Origin of the sequence: Nocardioides iriomotensis (assembly GCF_004168035.1) — a bacterium.
Taxonomy (GTDB): domain Bacteria; phylum Actinomycetota; class Actinomycetes; order Propionibacteriales; family Nocardioidaceae; genus Nocardioides_B; species Nocardioides_B iriomotensis.
This window is the reverse complement of record NZ_SDPU01000023.1, coordinates 207,028-223,337: the sequence shown is the minus strand read 5'-3', so window position 1 is coordinate 223,337 and position 16,310 is coordinate 207,028. Positions and strand designations below refer to the sequence as shown.

The 16,310-nt window shown below is 71.8% G+C and carries 16 protein-coding genes; 5 read left to right on the top strand and 11 right to left on the bottom strand.

Translation table 11 applies throughout. The annotated features are described in order from the left end of the window. The first annotated feature begins 15 nt into the window (after positions 1-15). The gene (locus ETU37_RS13560; RefSeq protein ID WP_129987860.1) at positions 16-1,542 is read left to right on the top strand and encodes a helix-turn-helix domain-containing protein; all 1,527 of its coding nucleotides are present in this window, start codon (positions 16-18) and stop codon (positions 1,540-1,542) included. 6 nt (positions 1,543-1,548) lie between these two features. On the opposite strand, the gene ETU37_RS13555 is transcribed toward ETU37_RS13560, so the two are convergent. Further along, entirely contained in the window at positions 1,549-1,827 is a 279-nt protein-coding gene (locus ETU37_RS13555; RefSeq protein WP_129987859.1) for a TFIIB-type zinc ribbon-containing protein, read from the bottom strand. A gap of 122 nt (positions 1,828-1,949) precedes the next feature. On the opposite strand from ETU37_RS13555, the gene ETU37_RS13550 reads away from it, so the two are divergent. Both ETU37_RS13550 and ETU37_RS13545 read left to right on the top strand, forming a co-directional pair. Next, positions 1,950-2,762 (top strand): glycerophosphodiester phosphodiesterase family protein, encoded by an 813-nt coding sequence (locus ETU37_RS13550; protein WP_129987858.1) that lies wholly within the window; start codon positions 1,950-1,952, stop codon positions 2,760-2,762. After that, positions 2,759-4,120: an MFS transporter gene (locus tag ETU37_RS13545; protein ID WP_129987857.1), complete on the top strand. Its 1,362-nt coding sequence runs from the start codon at positions 2,759-2,761 to the stop codon at positions 4,118-4,120. The genes ETU37_RS13550 and ETU37_RS13545 overlap by 4 nt, the downstream gene beginning before the upstream one ends. On the opposite strand, the gene ETU37_RS13540 is transcribed toward ETU37_RS13545, so the two are convergent. Next, positions 4,113-4,427, bottom strand: a complete 315-nt coding sequence (locus ETU37_RS13540) for a DUF2087 domain-containing protein (protein WP_129987856.1) — start codon at positions 4,425-4,427, stop codon at positions 4,113-4,115. The two genes, ETU37_RS13545 and ETU37_RS13540, sit on opposite strands and share 8 nt — an antisense overlap. Before the next feature lie 276 nt (positions 4,428-4,703). On the opposite strand from ETU37_RS13540, the gene ETU37_RS13535 reads away from it, so the two are divergent. Further along, positions 4,704-5,087, top strand: coding sequence for an RNA polymerase-binding protein RbpA (locus ETU37_RS13535; RefSeq protein ID WP_129987855.1), 384 nt, complete (start codon positions 4,704-4,706; stop codon positions 5,085-5,087). 13 nt (positions 5,088-5,100) lie between these two features. Here the strand turns inward: ETU37_RS13535 and ETU37_RS13530 are convergent, their stop codons facing one another. The 8 genes from ETU37_RS13530 to kdd all read right to left on the bottom strand — a co-directional run bounded on the left by ETU37_RS13530 (position 5,101) and on the right by kdd (position 13,985). Beyond that, positions 5,101-5,574 (bottom strand): FxsA family protein, encoded by a 474-nt coding sequence (locus tag ETU37_RS13530; RefSeq protein WP_129987854.1) that lies wholly within the window; start codon positions 5,572-5,574, stop codon positions 5,101-5,103. A 26-nt stretch (positions 5,575-5,600) separates the two neighbouring features. Then, positions 5,601-6,386, bottom strand: coding sequence for a polyprenol monophosphomannose synthase (locus tag ETU37_RS13525; RefSeq protein ID WP_206053918.1), 786 nt, complete (start codon positions 6,384-6,386; stop codon positions 5,601-5,603). Then, on the bottom strand, positions 6,373-7,911 hold the full coding sequence (lnt, locus tag ETU37_RS13520; protein WP_129987853.1) for an apolipoprotein N-acyltransferase: 1,539 nt from the start codon (positions 7,909-7,911) through the stop codon (positions 6,373-6,375). Before lnt ends, ETU37_RS13525 begins: the two co-directional genes overlap by 14 nt. 515 nt (positions 7,912-8,426) lie before the next feature. Further along, positions 8,427-8,846, bottom strand: coding sequence for a 3-aminobutyryl-CoA ammonia lyase (kal, locus tag ETU37_RS13515; RefSeq protein ID WP_129987852.1), 420 nt, complete (start codon positions 8,844-8,846; stop codon positions 8,427-8,429). Further along, positions 8,843-9,640: a lysine 5,6-aminomutase subunit beta gene (kamE, locus tag ETU37_RS13510; protein WP_129987851.1), complete on the bottom strand. Its 798-nt coding sequence runs from the start codon at positions 9,638-9,640 to the stop codon at positions 8,843-8,845. The genes kal and kamE overlap by 4 nt, the downstream gene beginning before the upstream one ends. Next, entirely contained in the window at positions 9,637-11,238 is a 1,602-nt protein-coding gene (kamD, locus tag ETU37_RS13505; protein WP_129987850.1) for a lysine 5,6-aminomutase subunit alpha, read from the bottom strand. The genes kamE and kamD overlap by 4 nt, the downstream gene beginning before the upstream one ends. Next, complete coding sequence (locus tag ETU37_RS13500) at positions 11,238-12,899, bottom strand: amidohydrolase (protein WP_129987849.1); 1,662 nt, start codon at positions 12,897-12,899, stop codon at positions 11,238-11,240. Before ETU37_RS13500 ends, kamD begins: the two co-directional genes overlap by 1 nt. A 15-nt stretch (positions 12,900-12,914) precedes the next feature. Then, on the bottom strand, positions 12,915-13,985 hold the full coding sequence (gene kdd, locus ETU37_RS13495; RefSeq protein WP_240755720.1) for an L-erythro-3,5-diaminohexanoate dehydrogenase: 1,071 nt from the start codon (positions 13,983-13,985) through the stop codon (positions 12,915-12,917). A gap of 165 nt (positions 13,986-14,150) precedes the next feature. Here kdd and ETU37_RS13490 point away from each other — a divergent pair, with 165 nt between their 5' ends. Beyond that, a complete protein-coding gene (locus ETU37_RS13490) occupies positions 14,151-15,614 on the top strand; it encodes a KamA family radical SAM protein (RefSeq protein ID WP_129987848.1) in 1,464 nt (487 codons plus the stop codon). Here ETU37_RS13490 and ETU37_RS13485 read toward each other — a convergent pair. After that, a complete protein-coding gene (locus ETU37_RS13485) occupies positions 15,576-16,274 on the bottom strand; it encodes a hypothetical protein (RefSeq protein WP_129987847.1) in 699 nt (232 codons plus the stop codon). The two genes, ETU37_RS13490 and ETU37_RS13485, sit on opposite strands and share 39 nt — an antisense overlap. Positions 16,275-16,310 lie beyond the last annotated feature (36 nt).

Sequence of the window (16,310 nt, the reverse complement as noted above, 5' to 3'; positions counted from 1 at the left end):
GATATCGTCGCGGCTATGACGGACTACCTCTCTCGGATCGGCAACCTCATCCGCGACGCCCGCAAGCACCGCGGGTGGACCCAGACCCAGCTCGCCGACGTGCTGAGCACCAGCCAGAGTGCCGTCAACCGCATCGAGAAGGGCCACCAGAACCTCTCCCTGGAGATGATCGCCCGGATCGGCGAGGCGCTCGACTCCGAGCTGGTCTCCCTCGGCACCGTCGGTCCGACGCACCTGCGCGTGACCGGACCGACGACCCTGTCCGGCTCGATCGACGTGAAGTCGTCGAAGAACGCCGGCGTCGCCCTGCTCGCCGCCTCCCTGCTCAACAAGGGCCGCACCACCCTGCGCAAGGTGGCCCGGATCGAGGAGGTCAACCGGCTCCTCGAGGTGCTCACCAGCATCGGCGTCCAGTGCACGTGGCTCAACGCGGACAACGACCTGGAGCTGGTCCCGCCGGCCGAGTTCGACCTCGCCGCGATCGACGTGGCCGCGGCCCGCCGTACCCGCTCGATCATCATGTTCCTCGGCCCGCTGATGCACCGTCGCGACGCGTTCGAGCTGCCGTACGCCGGCGGCTGCGACCTCGGCACCCGCACGGTCGAGCCGCACATGGCCGCGCTGCGGCCGTTCGGGCTGGAGGTCAAGGCGACCGAGGGCAGCTACCACGCCACGGTCAGCCGAAGCGTCGCCCCGACCCGACCGATCGTGCTCACCGAGCGCGGCGACACCGTCACCGAGAACGCCCTGCTCGCCGCCGCCCTCGAACCGGGCGTGACCGTGATCCGCAACGCGAGCCCCAACTACATGGTCCAGGACCTGTGCTTCTTCCTGGAGAAGCTCGGCGTGCGCATCGACGGCATCGGCACCACCACGCTGACCGTGCACGGCCGCACCGAGATCGACGTCGACGTCGACTACGCCCCGTCGGAGGACCCGATCGAGGCGATGTCGCTGCTGGCCGCCGCGATCGTCACCCAGTCCGAGATCACCATCCGTCGGGTGCCGATCGAGTTCCTCGAGATCGAGCTCGCGCTGCTGGAGGAGATGGGGTTCGTCTACGAGCGGAGCGAGGAGTACGTCGCCGCCAACGGCCAGACCCGCCTGGTCGACATCACCACCAAGGTCTCCGCGCTGCACTCCCCCATCGACAAGATCCACCCGATGCCGTTCCCCGGCCTCAACATCGACAACCTGCCGTTCTTCGCGGTGATCGCCGCGGTCGCGCAGGGCCAGACCCTGCTGCACGACTGGGTCTACGAGAACCGCGCGATCTACCTCACCGAGCTCACCAAGCTCGGCGCCGCGGTCAAGCTGCTCGACCCGCACCGGGTGATGATCGAGGGCCCGACGCACTGGTCCGGCGCCGAGATCGTCTGCCCGCCGGCGCTGCGCCCGGCCGTGGTGATCCTGCTGGCGATGCTGGCGTCGAAGGGCACCTCCGTGCTGCGCTCGGTCTACGTCATCAACCGCGGCTACGAGGACCTCGCCGAGCGGCTGAACAGCCTCGGCGCGAGCATCGAGACGTTCCGCGACATCTGAGCCCGGTCAGAGGAACAGCGACTCGACGTACGACCGGGCCTTCGGGGCGGAGGGCGGCGGGGCGATCATGTCGGCGGTGATCCGCGGCAGCGGCTGCGTCACGGGGCCGGCGTCGCGCGAGGCGTGCCAGTCGTTCTCGGCGTCGACGAGGTTCCACAGGTCCGCGCGCTCGAGGAAGATGCCCGAGCACCGCGGGCACTGGTGGACGGTCACGTCCCCGACGGAGCGGCTGGCCAGCTCGGCGTGGCACTTCGGGCAGGTCATCGCGTCGGTCGCCTCGGTCATGCACCCGACGATACTCAGCCCGGCCAGGCCGGTCCCGTCGCCGCGCGGACCTGAGTAGCACCGCTCATGCGGCACCCGCGATTCTCCGTCACCATCGCCGTGTGAACGTCGATACTGCCTGGGTGACACGACCCCGCACGGGCTTCGCGTACCTCGACGCCGGCCTCGACCAGCCCGGGGCGGTCCTGGCGTTCGCGCACCGCGGTGGGGCGTTCCACCCGGACATCGAGGGGCTGGAGAACAGCCTTGCGGCGTTCGCGCACGCCGTCGCCCTCGGCTACCGCTACCTCGAGACCGACGTGCACGCGACCCGCGACGGCGTCCTGCTGGCCTTCCACGACCACGTGCTCGACCGGGTGACCGGCGTGACGGGCAGCGTCGGGAAGATGTCGTACGTCGACGTCCGCGCGGCGCGCATCGGCGGCCGCGAGGAGATCCCGACGTTCGCCTCGCTGCTCGAGGAGTTCCCCGACGCCCGCTTCAACGTGGACCTCAAGTCACCCGCAGCGGTCGGGCCCCTCGCCGACCTTGTCCGCCGGGCCGAGGCCCACGACCGCGTGTGTGTCGCGTCGTTCTCCGACGCGCGGCTCAGGACGTTCCGCAGGCTGCTCGACCGGCCCGTCGCCACCGTCTGCGGCCCCCGGGCGGCCGCCGGCGTCCGCCTCGCCCCGACGCGCGCGCTGGCCGCCCGGCTGCGCGGCACCGGCGACGCACTGCAGGTGCCGCACCGCCGGGGCCGCGTCACCGTCGTCACCGAGGAGCTCGTGTCCCGCGCGCACGCGCTGGGCCGGCCCGTCCACGTCTGGACGGTGGACGACCCGACCGAGATGCACCAGCTCCTCGACCTCGGTGTCGACGGGCTCATGACCGACCGCACCGATGTGCTCCGCGACGTGCTGACCCAACGCGGTCAGTGGATGGGAGAGGCACCATGACCAGCACCGGACCCCGGGGGATCGCCGACCTCGAGCCGATCGCCCGGCGCCGCGAGCAGCGGGCCTGGTACTGGTACGACTGGGCCAACTCGGCCTACGTCACCACCGTGACCACGGTGCTGTTCGCGCCGTACCTGATCGCGATCGCCCGCGAGGCCGCGGTCGACAACCGGATCAGCGTGCTGGGTCTGTCCGTCGCGCCCGGAGCGCTGCCGTCCTACATCATCACGTTCTCCACCCTGATGTCCGCGCTGGTCCTGCCGCCGCTCGGCGCGCTGGCGGACCGCACCGCGAAGAAGAAGGAGCTGCTCGCCGGCTTCGCTTGGGTCGGCGCCGCCTTCGCGGCCCTGCTGTTCTTCGTCACCGGCGACAACTGGCAGCTCGGCGCGGTCGCGGTGCTCGTCGCGAACCTCTGCCTCGGCGCCAGCCTGGTGATCAACGACTCGATCCTCTGCCTGATCGCCAACGAGGACGAGCGTGACCGGGTCTCGTCGCGGGGCTGGGCGTTCGGCTACCTCGGCGGCGGCCTGCTGCTCACCGTCAACCTCGCGATGGTCACGTTGCACGACACGTTCGGCATGACCGAGGGGTTCGCGGTGCGGATCAGCATGCTGTCCGCGGCGCTGTGGTGGGCGGGCTTCACGCTGATCCCGTTCCTCCGGCTGCGCAACCACACGCCCACCCACGTGGTGCCCGAGTCGGGAAACGCGCTCAAGCAGTCGTTCGGCCAGCTCGGCCAGACCCTCAAGGACATCCGGAACTACCCGGTCACGCTGACGTTCCTGCTCGCCTACCTGTTCTTCAACGACGGCATCCAGACCGTCATCGCGTCGTCCTCGACGTACGGCGCGGAGGAGCTGGGGTTCGGCCAGTCGGTGCTGATCGCGACGATCCTGCTGGTGCAGTTCGTCGGGATGGTCGGCGCGCTGGTGTTCGGCAAGGCCGCGGAGCGGTACGGCGCCCGCCCGGTGATCCTCGTCGGGCTCGGCATCTGGATGCTGATCGTGACCTCGGCCTACTTCCTGCCCGAGGGCCAGGTCGCGCCGTTCCTCGCGCTGGCGTTCGGCATCGGCATCGTGCTGGGCGGCACCCAGGCGCTGGCCCGGTCGTACTTCAGCCTGCTGATCCCGCGTGGTCGCGAGGCGGAGTACTTCAGCTTCTACCACGCGATGGAGCGCGGCACGTCGTGGTTCGGCACGCTGGTGTTCGGCCTCGTCTACCAGCTCACCGACTCCTACCGGCCGGCGATCTTCGCGCTGATCGCGTTCTTCGTCATCGGCGGTGGGCTGCTGCTGAAGGTGGACACGAAGAAGGGCATCCGCGACGCCGGCAACGAGGTGCCGAGCGTCGTCAGCTGACGCTGCCGCCGGTGCGCCAGTAGACGCCGGCCTCGCGGGTCATCAGGCCGTGGTCGACGAGGTAGCGGCGGACCGACACGTGGTCGGTGTCGCCACCCTCGGACCGGTCGACGAGGACACCGAGCAGCACCGCGTCGACCTGGCTCTCGGGGTAACGCACCCCCGGCTCGAACCGCTGGGCGAGGTGGTCGAGCACGACGAGCCGCTTGGCCGCCTTGCTCGGCAGCCGGCGCAGCCGCCCGTCGGGCATGAACCGCGCGACCACGACGTCGGCGGGTACGCCGGCGGGTGTGGTGTCCGTCTCCATGCCCGCCACGGTAGGCCCGCCCCGCAGGCGTGGACCACCGGTTTTCAGGCGGCCGGCGCGCCGTCGGGCCGCCCGAACAAGGTGTGCCGACGAGCCGATCCGGGTACCTTGGCTCGTGGGATGGACACGGTCCAGCGCCTCTCGGGGAATCTCTCGACGGGGGTGTTCGTTGGGACCTTTGGGACGACGTACACGAGCCGCCTCGCGTGCCGACGTGAGCACGGCCGGCCGTCCCGCTGATGCACACGGGGAACCAACAGGGAGTGGAGGACGCTCATGGGAGAGCGGACACTGCGTGGCGCCCGCCTCGGGGGCCAGAGCTTCGAGGACGAGCGCGGGATCGAGTTCGCGGCTCGTCAGAACATCGGGTACGCCTGCCCGCAGGGGCACGAGTTCGAGATCCCGATGTCCGTCGAGGCCGAGGTGCCCGCGGTCTGGGAGTGCCCGCGCTGCGGCGCCGAGGCGCTAAGCAAGCACGGCCAGACGCCGGAGGCCAAGAACGAGAAGCCGGCCCGCACGCACTGGGACATGCTGCTCGAGCGGCGCTCCATCAAGGAGCTCGAGGAGATCCTCACCGAGCGCCTGGAGCTGCTCCGCGGTGGTGAGATCGGCCCCGCCCATCTGCACCGCCCGAGCAAGAAGAAGGCCAGGACGGCCTGACCGTCCCGACGGCTCAGTCGTCGACGACCTCGCCCCGGACCACCCCGTCGTGGCCGGGGCTTTGTCGTGCCCGGGCCTCGGAGTAGCCGAAGCGGACGTCGGCCCCGGCGACGAACTTCCGGGTGATCACCCCGGTCAGCGCCGCCCGGGCGACCGGCCGGGTGAACGGCAGGATCGCGAACGCGCCGACGATGTCGGACAGGAATCCGGGCGTCAGCAGCAGCGTGCCGCCGATCAGGATGAGGGCGCCGTCGGCGAGCTCCTTGGCGGGCACCCGGTGCTCGGCGATGGCCTCCTGGAGCGCCCGCCAGGCGCGGCCGCCCTCCCGCTTGACCAGCCAGCTGCCGGCGAACCCGGAGGCGATCAGCAGTAGCACCGTCCACCAGGCCCCGATCACCTGGCCGACCTGGATCAGCACGTAGATCTCGAGCACGGGCACCACGACGAACAGCAGGGCCAGGAGCCACCACGGCACCAGTCGTCGCATCGTCGTCCCTCTCGCTGCCGGCCTGGTCATGCGGGTCGTTCCCGTCGTCCCCGTGCCTTCGAGAGTACGTCGCGGGCCTGACGGCCCCGCTCGGCCAGACCCCACCGGGTGATCCGGCGCAGCGACTCGGTGGCGACGGCGCGGTCCATCTTGGACTCGCCGCGCACCCGCTCGACGAACTCGATCGGCACCTCGACGACCCGCAGCCCGGCCTTGTGGGTGCGCCAGGCGAGGTCGGCCTGGAAGCAGTAGCCGGCCGACTCGACGGTCGCGAGGTCGATCGCCTCGAGTGTGGCGCGCCGGAACACCCGGTAGCCGGCGGTGACGTCGCGGACCGGGATGCCCAGCGCGAGCCGGGCGTAGATGTTGCCGCCCACGGACAGCGCCTTGCGTGTGAGCGGCCAGTTGACCACCGAGCCGCCCGGCACCCAGCGCGAGCCGATCACCAGGTCCGCGTGGGACAGCGCGTCGAGCAGCCGGTGCAGCTGCTCGGGCTGGTGGGAGCCGTCGGCGTCCATCTCGCCGACGACGTCGTAGCCACGGTCGAGCGCGACCCGGAAGCCGTGCAGGTAGGCGGCGCCCAACCCGGCCTTCTCGGTGCGGTGCAGGACGGTGACGGCCGGGTCGTCGGCCGCGAGCTCGTCGGCCACGTCGCCGGTGCCGTCGGGCGAGCCGTCGTCGACCACGAGCACGTCGACGTCCGGCCGGGCGGTGCGCAGGCGGCCCACGATCCAGGCGATGTTGTCGGCCTCGTTGTAGGTCGGGACCACCATGACCGTCCGCGGGGGACGACGGTCGTCAGGAGTGCTCATGGACCTTCTCGGGCTGGGCGACGGGCGACCGACGACGGTAGCCGACCAGGCCGGCCAGCGTGGCCAGAACGGCCAGGCCGGCGAGCCCCAGCTCGATCCCCCGACCGAACCGGACGGCGGGGAGGACGACGCTCCGCAGCTGGACCCCTTCCTCCAGCACGACGGTCTCCTGCTCCGGGGCACGCCGCACGACGGAGCCGTCGGGGGCGATGATCCCGGAGATGCCGTTGGTGGAGGCCACGACGACGTACCGGCCCGTCTCGACCGCCCGGACGCGGGACATCGCGAACTGCTGCTCGATCTGGCCGGTGCCGGTGTAGGTCGCGTTGTTCGTCGGGACCAGGATCACGCTGGCCCCGTCGTCGACCAGCGCGTGCATGAGGTCGTCGTAGGCCACCTCGAAGCACATCGCCACGCCGGCCTGGAACCCGACGTCCAGGACGCCCGGCTCGGTGCCCCGGACCATGTCGGTCGGGATCTGGTCGAGGGCGGAGATGTACGGCGCGAGCAGGGGGCGCAGCGGCACGTACTCGCCGAACGGGACCGGTCGCTGCTTGTCGTACGACGCCTCGGGCCGCCCGTCCGGCGACCACACGATCGCGCGGTTGAACCATCCGTCGTCTGCCCGGTCGCCCACGGCCGCGCCCATCAGCAGCGGGGCACCGACGGCCCGGGCGGCGTCGGCGACGTCCTGCTCGACGGTCGGGTCCGCGAACGGGTCGATGTCGGAGGAGTTCTCCGGCCACACGACGAGGTCGGGCTGCGGGGCCTCGCCCGCGTCGACGCGGTCGGCCAGGTCGTGGGTCGCCTGGACGTGGTTGTCGAGCACCACCCGGCGCTCGCTGAACGCGTCCAGGCCGACGCCGGGGACGTCGCCCTGCACCGACGCGATCGTGACGATGGCCGGGTCCTCGGTCGGCCCGGGTGCGCCGGGCAGTGACGCCGCGGAACCCGCGCAGAGAAGCACGACGGTGGCGGCGAGGACCCCGACGCCGCGCAGCAGGTGAGTCCTCCCCCGCAGCACCAGCCAGGCCAGGGTCGCGCCGACCAGGGCGACCAGGAAGGTCGTCCCCGGGACGCCGACGTACGCCGTGGTCGGCAGCGCCGGCGTGTCCACCACCGCGAAGCCGAGCCGGCCCCACGGGAAGCCGCCGAACGGCACGCTGCTGCGCAGCAGCTCGACGAGCACCCAGACCGCGGCGACCCACAGCGGCCAGCGGGGCAGCCGGGCGACGACGGTGGTCGCGAGGCCGCCGAGCCCGTAGAACAGCGCCTCCAGCGCGGCCAGCGCCGGCCAGGCCGCGGGGTGGATCATCTGCAGCCACGGCAGCAGCAGCCCCATGAACGCCAGGCCGAACACCAGGCCGACGAGGAAGCCGCGCGACGGGCGCGTGCCGACGGCCGCGAGCGTGACGCCGGCGACCCCGAGGGGCGCGAGCCAGGCGATCGCGAACGGCTCGAAGGCCAGCGCGGTGACGAGTCCCGCGGCCACCGCGAGCAGCAGGCGGGCGGGGAGGCTGGTCACCGCTCAAATCTACCGAGCCGCGCGGATTTCGTGACGCCGCGGTTGTCCCCTCGCGGGCTCGGGCCCAACCCGGCTCCTCAATCTCGCGTCCCTGGCTGGTTTCGAGCTTGCTCGAAACCAGCCGGACGCGAAAAGAGCCCGACACCCTTCGGACCGACCACGCTCTCGCTGGCTGCGGGAGTCGGTGCCGTTGTCTACTGGGCTTCGGGCTCTCTTCGTGTACCACCCCGTCGTCATGCAACCGACATCCCGGGATCGCCACCTCCGGGCCGTGGTACCCGACCCGGTGTCACGACCACCTGGACGACAGCTCACGGCCGCGGCCTGCTTGGTGGACGCCCGGAACGATGCTGAATCCTGCACACGTGTGTCAACTGGCCGCTGACCTGCGGGAACGGACGAATCTGCAGGTCAACGCGGGGTAGGCGACATCTGGAATTCATCGACCATTTTGCTCTTTCCCGGCGTGTCGCCTCACGACACGCCGGGCCGTCCCGGGTCGACGTGTGTCGCTGTCAGCCCCGGTCGGTGGGTGGTGGTACGACGACGACCCCCGTCGCCGTCGTGGCCACGATCGGCTCGGCCAGCATCTCCGCCGAGGACTCCCCGAGGTCCGGCCGGCCGCGGCCGACGACCAGGCAGCGCAGGTCGAGCGTGCGCGACCGGGTGCCGACCTTGACCAGCTCGGCGGTGATCTCCAGGACGTCACCGGCGCGCACCGGCGCCGTGAACTGCACGTCGGCGTAGGACGCGAACAGGCCCTCGTCGCCGTCGGTGACGATGCACATCTCGGTGGCGACGTCGCCGAACAGACCGAGCGAGTAGGCGCCGTCGACGAGGTTGCCGGCGTAGTGCGCGTGGGAGTACGGCACGTAGCGGCGGTGCGTGACGGTCTGGCCGACCTTCGGCTGGTCGAGCCTGTCGAGACCACTCACGAGGCTCTCCTCTCGGTGCGGGGCGGGCGGTGGGTGACGAGCTGGTCGACGAGGTACGACGCCACCTCCCCCGGCGTCGTACCGCGGGCGAACACCCGGTCGACGCCGAGCTCGGCGGCCATCGTCTCGTCGAAGCGGGGGCCGCCGACGATGAGCAGCGGCTGCTTGTCGCGCGGGTAGGACTCGCGGAACGCCGCCGACATCTCCTTGGTGTTGAGGATGTGCGCGTCGCGCTGGGTGACGACCTGGGAGACGAGGATCGCGTCGGCCTTCTCGGCGCGGGCGCGCTCGACGAGGTGCGGCACGGAGACCTGGGCGCCGAGGTTCACGACCTTGAGCTCGCGGTAGTACTCCAGGCCCTTCTCCCCCGCGAACCCCTTGATGTTGAGGATCGCGTCGATGCCCACGGTGTGCGCGTCGGTGCCGATGCAGCCGCCCACGACGACCAGGCGCCGGCGCAGGCCCTTGCGGATCGCGAGGTTGACCTCCTTGGGCGACAGCAGCGGGTAGTCGCGCTCGACGACCTGCACCTTGCTGGTGTCGACGAGGTGGTTGACCCGGCCGTAGACGACGAAGAACGTGAAGTCCGGCCCCATCGGCTTGGCGTGCACGACCAGCGCCGGGTCCATGCCCATCTTGTTGGCCAGCTGCGCGGCAGCGCCCTCGGCCACCTTGGAGTGCGGCATCGGCAGCGTGAAGGACAGCTGCACCATGCCGTCGCCCGTCGTGTCGCCGTACGGGCGCAGGATGTGGCCGTCCCGGGTGGTCGAGCTTGTCGAGACCACGTCACTCATCGTCCGTCCTCCAGGATCTCGCTGGCCGGGTTGTAGTACGCCGCCGACTTCCTCGCCACGCCGTCGAGGCCGCGGCCACCCTGCGGTGGTCGCTTCATCAGGCCGAACGTGCCGTCGGCGATCGCCGCCAGCAGCGGCGGGTCGCCGGCCTTGTCACTGTCGTGCACGATCCGCTCGAGCAGGTCGATGCTCTCGGCGAGCACCTGCCGGGCGCGCTCGACGATGAAGCCGTCGGGCGCCGGCTGGAAGTCCTCGTGCAGGTTGCCGGCGGCGTTGAGCACGTAGCGGACGTTCTGCAGCGCGAGGTCGCGGTCGGACAGCCACGGCGTGACGACGGCCTCGGTCATCATTCCGACGAGCAGGATGCCCTGCCCGGTCAGCGCGCCGACGAGGTTGAAGAACGCGTCGAGCATGTAGCCGCGGAACACGTCGCCGGTCATGTGCCGGGTCGGCGGCATCCACTTCAGCGGCGCGTTCGGGAAGAGCTGGCGGGCGAGCAGCGCGTGCGCGAGCTCCATCCGGAAGCTGTCGGGCAGGTCGGGGTTGATCTCGAACGCGTGGCCGAGGCCGAGCTGCCAGTCCTCGAGGCCGGCCTCCTTGGCGAAGTACTCGTTGAGGAGCTGGCTGACCGTCACCGTGTGCGCAGCCTCGACCGCGTCGGCGGTGGTGAGGTAGTTGTCCTCGCCGGTGTTGATGATGATCCCGGCGCGGGCGTGCACCTGGCGGCTGAACCGCTGGTCCACGAACGTGCGGATCGGGTTGATGTCGCGGAAGAGGATCCCGTACATCGAGTCGTTGAGCATCATGTCGAGCCGCTCGAGCCCGGCCAGCGACGCGATCTCGGGCATGCAGAGGCCCGAGGCGTAGTTGGTGAGCCGGACGTAGCGGCCGAGCTCCTTGCTCGACTCGTCGAGGGCCGCCCGCATGAGCCGGAAGTTCTCCTGCGTGGCGTAGGTGCCGGCGAAGCCCTCCCGGGTGGCGCCCTCGGGCACGTAGTCGAGCAGCGACTGGCCGGTGGACCGGATCACCGCGATCACGTCGGCGCCCTCGCGGGCGGCCTGCTGCGCCTGCGGGATGTCCTCGTAGATGTCGCCGGTCGCGACGATCAGGTAGATCCACGGCTTCTGTTTCGGGTCGCCCCAGCGCTTGACCAGCCGCTCGCGCTCCTTGCGGCGTCCGTCGATCCGCCGTACGCCGGCGCCGACTGAGCGGCGGGCGGCCGACTGCGCGCGCGTGGCGTCGCGGCCCTCGGGCAGCCGGAAGCGGACCGAGCCGGCCGACGCCTTCTGGGCGAGGACGGAGAGGTCGTCGGCCTCGCCGCGCAGCAGCGCGTCCCAGACCGGCAGCGCGACGCCGTGCTCGATGCCGACGTCGGCGCGGACCGCGTCGAGCAGCCGGTTGACCCACGGGGTGCCGTCCGCGTCGGCGCCCTGGAGCCCGGCGAGGCGCAGGGTGGCCCGCTCGACCGAGACGGTGGTGTGCTTCTTCGCCAGGTCGACGATCGGCTTGCCGGCCTTGCGCGCGAGGCTGCGTGCCTGGCGGACGGTCGTCGGGTCGAGGTCGAGCTTGTTCTTCCGGGTCGAGCCTGTCGAGACCACTACAAGGCCCCTTCTCGTTCGTAGGCGACCTGCCCGTGCACCATCGTCAGCACGCAGGTGGGCAGGTCCTGGTCGGGGTGGAGGTCCGGGAGGTGCGGCACGCCGGCGCGCGGGTCGGTCGACCACGCTGCGACCCGCGCGTCGGGGGTCTGCACGACGAGGTCGCCCGGGACGTCCCAGACGGCGATCGACGCGGGCGTGCCGAGGTCGATGACGCCGCCCTCGTCGCGGGCGGCGGCGCGCCAGCCGCCGCGGGTGTGGGCGTTGAACGCCGCCCGCACGGTGACGCGCTCCGAGGGCGTGCGGTGCCACGCGGCGGCGCGCACCGCGGCCCACGGGCCGAACGGCGTGACCGGGCTGTCGGAGCCGAACGCGAGGGCGACGCCGGCTCGGTTGAGCGAGGCGAAGGCGTTCATGCCGGCGGCGCGCTCGGCACCGAGGCGCTGGGCGTACATGTCGCTGCCGCCGCCCCACAGCGCGTCGAACACCGGCTGTTGGCTGGCCGTCACGCCGAGCCGGCCGAGCGTGGCCATGTGCTCGGGCGCGACCATCTCGACGTGCTCGAGCCGGTGCCGGCCGCGGACGACCGCGAGGTCGCCGATCTTGGTGGCGGCCGCCTCGAACCCGGCCACGACGGCGTCGACGGCCCGGTCGCCGATGACGTGGAACCCGGCCTGGAGACCGGCTTCGGTGCAGGCGAGCACGTGGTCGGTGACCTGCTCGGCCTCGACGTACAGGTGGCCGGCGTGGGCGGGGTCGTGCGGGTGGTCGGCGTACGGCGCGCGCAGGGCGGAGGTCCACGAGCCGAGCGAGCCGTCCATGCAGAGGTCGCCGGCGAGGCCGACCGCGCCGAGCTCGCGCGCGGTCTGCACGGCGCCGTCGGAGGCCAGCTCGCCCCAGTAGGCGACGACCTCGGGCAGCGCACCGGTGCGGCTGAGCGACTGGGCGACGAGGAGGTCCTCGGGTGGGCAGATGTGCGGGGCGCCGAGCTCGTGCACCATGCCGATGCCCTGGGCGGCGGCGAGCCGGAGTGCCCGCAGGATGGCGTCCTCGCGGGCCGACGGCGTCAGCAGCCGGGCCAGCCCGTCGCGGGCGACGTGGTGGGCGTCGCGCTCGACCCGGCCGGTGACGTCGTAGCCGTCGGCGTGCACCACGTCGGGGCAGACGTCGAGGAACGCGGTGGAGACGACGGCGGAGTGCTCGTCGACGCGGGCGAGGTAGGCGGGCCGTCCACCGGTGGCGCGGTCGAGCTCCTCGCGGGTGAACGGGCGCTGCTCGGGCCAGGTCGTGTCGTCCCAGCCGTGGCCGACGACGACCGCGTCGGTGGTGGCCCGGGCGTGCGCGGCGATCGCGTCGAGCGCCTCGTGCAGCGTCGCGGGCGTGGTCAGGTCGACACCCGCGGCGGCGAACCCGGTCTGGGCGAGGTGCGCGTGGCTGTCGACGAACGCCGGCGTGACGAGGCGCCCGTCGAGCTCGATCACCCGGTCGGCGCCGTCGGCGAAGTGCGTGGACGCGTCGTCGTCACCGGTCCAGACGACGTGGCCGTCCTCGACGCACAGGGCGGTCGGGTGCGGTCCGGTGCTGTTGGAGCCGGGTGTGTGGACGTAGCCGCCGCGCAGGAGTGTCCGCTGGGTCGCCTGCGGCGTCAGGGGGGTCGTCATGAGGGCGATTCTCCGTCAGAGCCGCCGCTCGAAGAGACCCCGCACCCCGTCGTGCCCGCGCAGCAGCGACAGGGCGTAGTCGGCGTGGCCGGGCACGTAGCCGTTGCCGACGAGCATGGTGACGTCGGCGGCGAGACCCTCGGCGCCGAGCGCGGCGGCGCTGAACGACGTCGCCATGGAGAAGAAGACGACCGTGCCGCCGTCGCGGGTGGAGAGGATCGCGCCGCCCTCGCAGCCGGGTACGTCAACGCACACGACGGTGACGTCGGCGGGGCCGCCGGCGGCCGTCACGGCCTCGGACAGCGCCACCGGGTCGCGGGCGTCGGCGATCGTGATCTCGTCGGCCAGACCGGCGCCGGAGAGCAGCTCGGCCTCGGCGGCGTGCGGCACGACGCCGATCGTGCGGGCCGCGCCGGCGTCGCGGGCGGCCGCCAGGCTCAACGAGCCGGACTTGCCGGCGCCGCCGATGACCACGACCGTGGGCCGCGTGGTCGAGCCTGTTGAGACCACTCCCCCGCGCTCGACGTACTCCCGGACCACCCGCGCGGTCAGCGCGGGCGCGCCGCACACGTCCATCACCGACAGCGACAGCTCCGGGGCGAGGTCGTCGGGGATGCGGGCGGCGATGGAGCGGCCGAACAGGATCGCGTAGCCGTCGGCCGGGACCTGCTCGCTGCGGCCGTCCCAGGAGGCCAGGTCGTCCTCGATCACGAGCGGGGTCAGGGTCAGCGACACGAGCGTGGCGACCCGGTCCCCCACCGCCAGCCCGAGCGGCGAGTCGGGACCGACCTCCTCGACGGTGCCGACGAGCATCCCGCCGGACCCGGTCTCGGGGTTCTGCATCTTGCCGCGGGTGCCGATGATGTCGAGCACCTCGGCGCGCACCTTGTCGCCGTCTCCCCCGTGCTTGTGCTCGAGCTGGCGGAACGACGCCGCGTCGAGGTTGAGCCTTTCGACGCGCACCCGCACCTCGTCGTCGGCGAGCTCGCGCCGGGTGTCGAGGCGCTCGGCGGCCTGCGGGAGCACGCCCGCGGGGGCGAGCACGCGGTGCAGACCGACCGGACTAGTCGGCGGCAGGTGGGTCACGGGTCGTCCTCGGGTCTATCGCGGTGTTCACGGGAAATCTTACGGCGGGTCATTGGACGGGCCGGAGATTCTTTGCGTACTCTGGCATGGAGGGCGTGATCCCGACAAACGGGCGCGCCCGCCCTCGCACCGACTGTTGCGCCGCACATCCGCAGGAGACCTTGCATGAGCATCGAGACCGCCATCGACCTCGAGACCGGTCAGCCGTACCCCTACCACCGGGTCGAGCTGGTCGAGCCCGACTGGACCCGTTTCCCGGGGTGGAAGGACGTCACCGCCGAGGACTGGGCGTCTGTCCAGTGGCAGCGCGCGCACTGCATCAAGAACGTCAAGCAGCTGCGTGCCCTCTGGGGCGACCTGGTCGACGAGGCGTTCTACGCCGACCTCGAGCGCGACCAGGCCGAGCGCGCCACGATGTCGATGCTGGTGCCGCCGCAGATGATGAACACCATGGCGCCGCGGGTCTCGCCGAACGGCCCCGGCTCGCTGACCGAGGCGATGTACGCCGACCCGGTCCGCCGCTACATGCTGCCGGTGTTCTCCGACCGCCGCACCGACTGGCCGTCGCACCCGCACGCCACCCGCGACTCGCTGCACGAGCACGACATGTGGGTCGCCGAGGGCCTGACCCACCGCTACCCCACCAAGGTGCTCGCCGAGCTGCTGCCGACGTGCCCGCAGTACTGCGGCCACTGCACCCGGATGGACCTCGTCGGCAACTCAACGCCGGTGATCGACAAGCTGAAGTTCCTCGGCAAGCCGGTCGACCGGCACGCCGAGATGCTCGACTACCTCCGCCGTACGCCGTCCGTGCGCGACGTCGTGGTGTCCGGCGGCGACGTCGCCAACATGCCGTGGCCGCGGCTGGAGGAGTTCCTCACCAAGCTGCTCGAGATCGACAACATCCGCGACATCCGGCTCGCCACCAAGGCGCTCATGGGCCTGCCGCAGCACTGGCTGCAGGACGACGTCCGCGCCGGCGTCGAGCGGGTCGCCCGGATCGCCCGCGACCGCGGCGTCTCGCTCGCGATGCACACCCACGTCAACCACGCCCAGTCCGTGACGCCGATCGTGGCCGAGGCGACGAAGGCGATGCTCGACGCCGGCCTGCGCGACGTGCGCAACCAGGGCGTGCTGCTGAACGGCGTCAACGCCGACCCGCACGCGCTGCTCGACCTATGCTTCGCGCTGCTCGATGGCGCGCAGATCATGCCGTACTACTTCTACATGTGCGACATGATCCCGTTCAGCGAGCACTGGCGGGTCTCGCTCGCCGACGCGCAGCGGCTGCAGCACCACATCATGGGCTACCTGCCGGGCTTCGCGACGCCGCGGATCGTGTGCGACGTGCCGTTCGTCGGCAAGCGCTGGGTGCACCAGAACGCCGACTACGACGCCGAGCTCGGCATCTCGTTCTGGACGAAGAACTACCGCACGTCCATCGAGGCCCACGACCCCGAGGCGATGTCGCGGACCTACGAGTACTACGACCCGATCCACACGCTCCCCGAGGCCGGCCAGGCCTGGTGGCGTGAGCACGGCACCGCGCCCGACCTCGTCGAGGCCGAGCGTCAGGCCGCCGCGTCCCGGCTAGCCGCCGAGTCGCAGAAGACGCTGACGATCGTCTGATCCCGCGTCGTCAGCGGGGCTGCGTCCGTCCAGAGCGGGGCGACCGCGGACGGATCGGGCGGGGGCGAGCCCGATGAGGGTGCCGACCGCGCCCACGAGCAGCCCGACGACGCCAACGGCGACGAGCAGCCGCGGCGAGGTGGCCTCCACGGGGGCGGCGACCTCGGCCGCCGGCTCGGGCTCGGCCTGCGCGGCCGCCGCCGGGTCGGTGTCGACCTGGGTGTCCCGCAGGTAGCCGTTCCCCGTCGGCAGCAGCTGGTCGAGGATCCGCGTCAGCCCGGGCCCGGCCCTGTGCAGCACCGAGGTGCCCTCGCTGAGTGGGCCGCCGCCGACGTTCTCCTGGGTGAGGACGTAGGTGGTGCCGTCGTGCACGTACACCTGGTCCACCCGCCAGACCATCACGTCGTGGATCAGCCAGGTGAGGATGACCGGCGGGCCGTCGCGGAAGTCGTTCGGCGCGTCTCGCACCTCGCGGACCCGCTGTCCGACCCCCAGCGCCTCGGAGAGCCGCTCGTAGGCCGTGTCGGTGTAGTACAGCGCGGTCGACCGGCCCTCGCCGGGCACCGTGACCAGCACGCTGGTCGGTCCGCCGGCGGAGGCCGGGGCGGCGGCGAGCAGGGCGGAAAGAGTCAGCACGAGGAGGATCGCTGCGCGTCGCATGCCGGTGCTACACCGCCGCGGCCGAGCGGGTTCCCG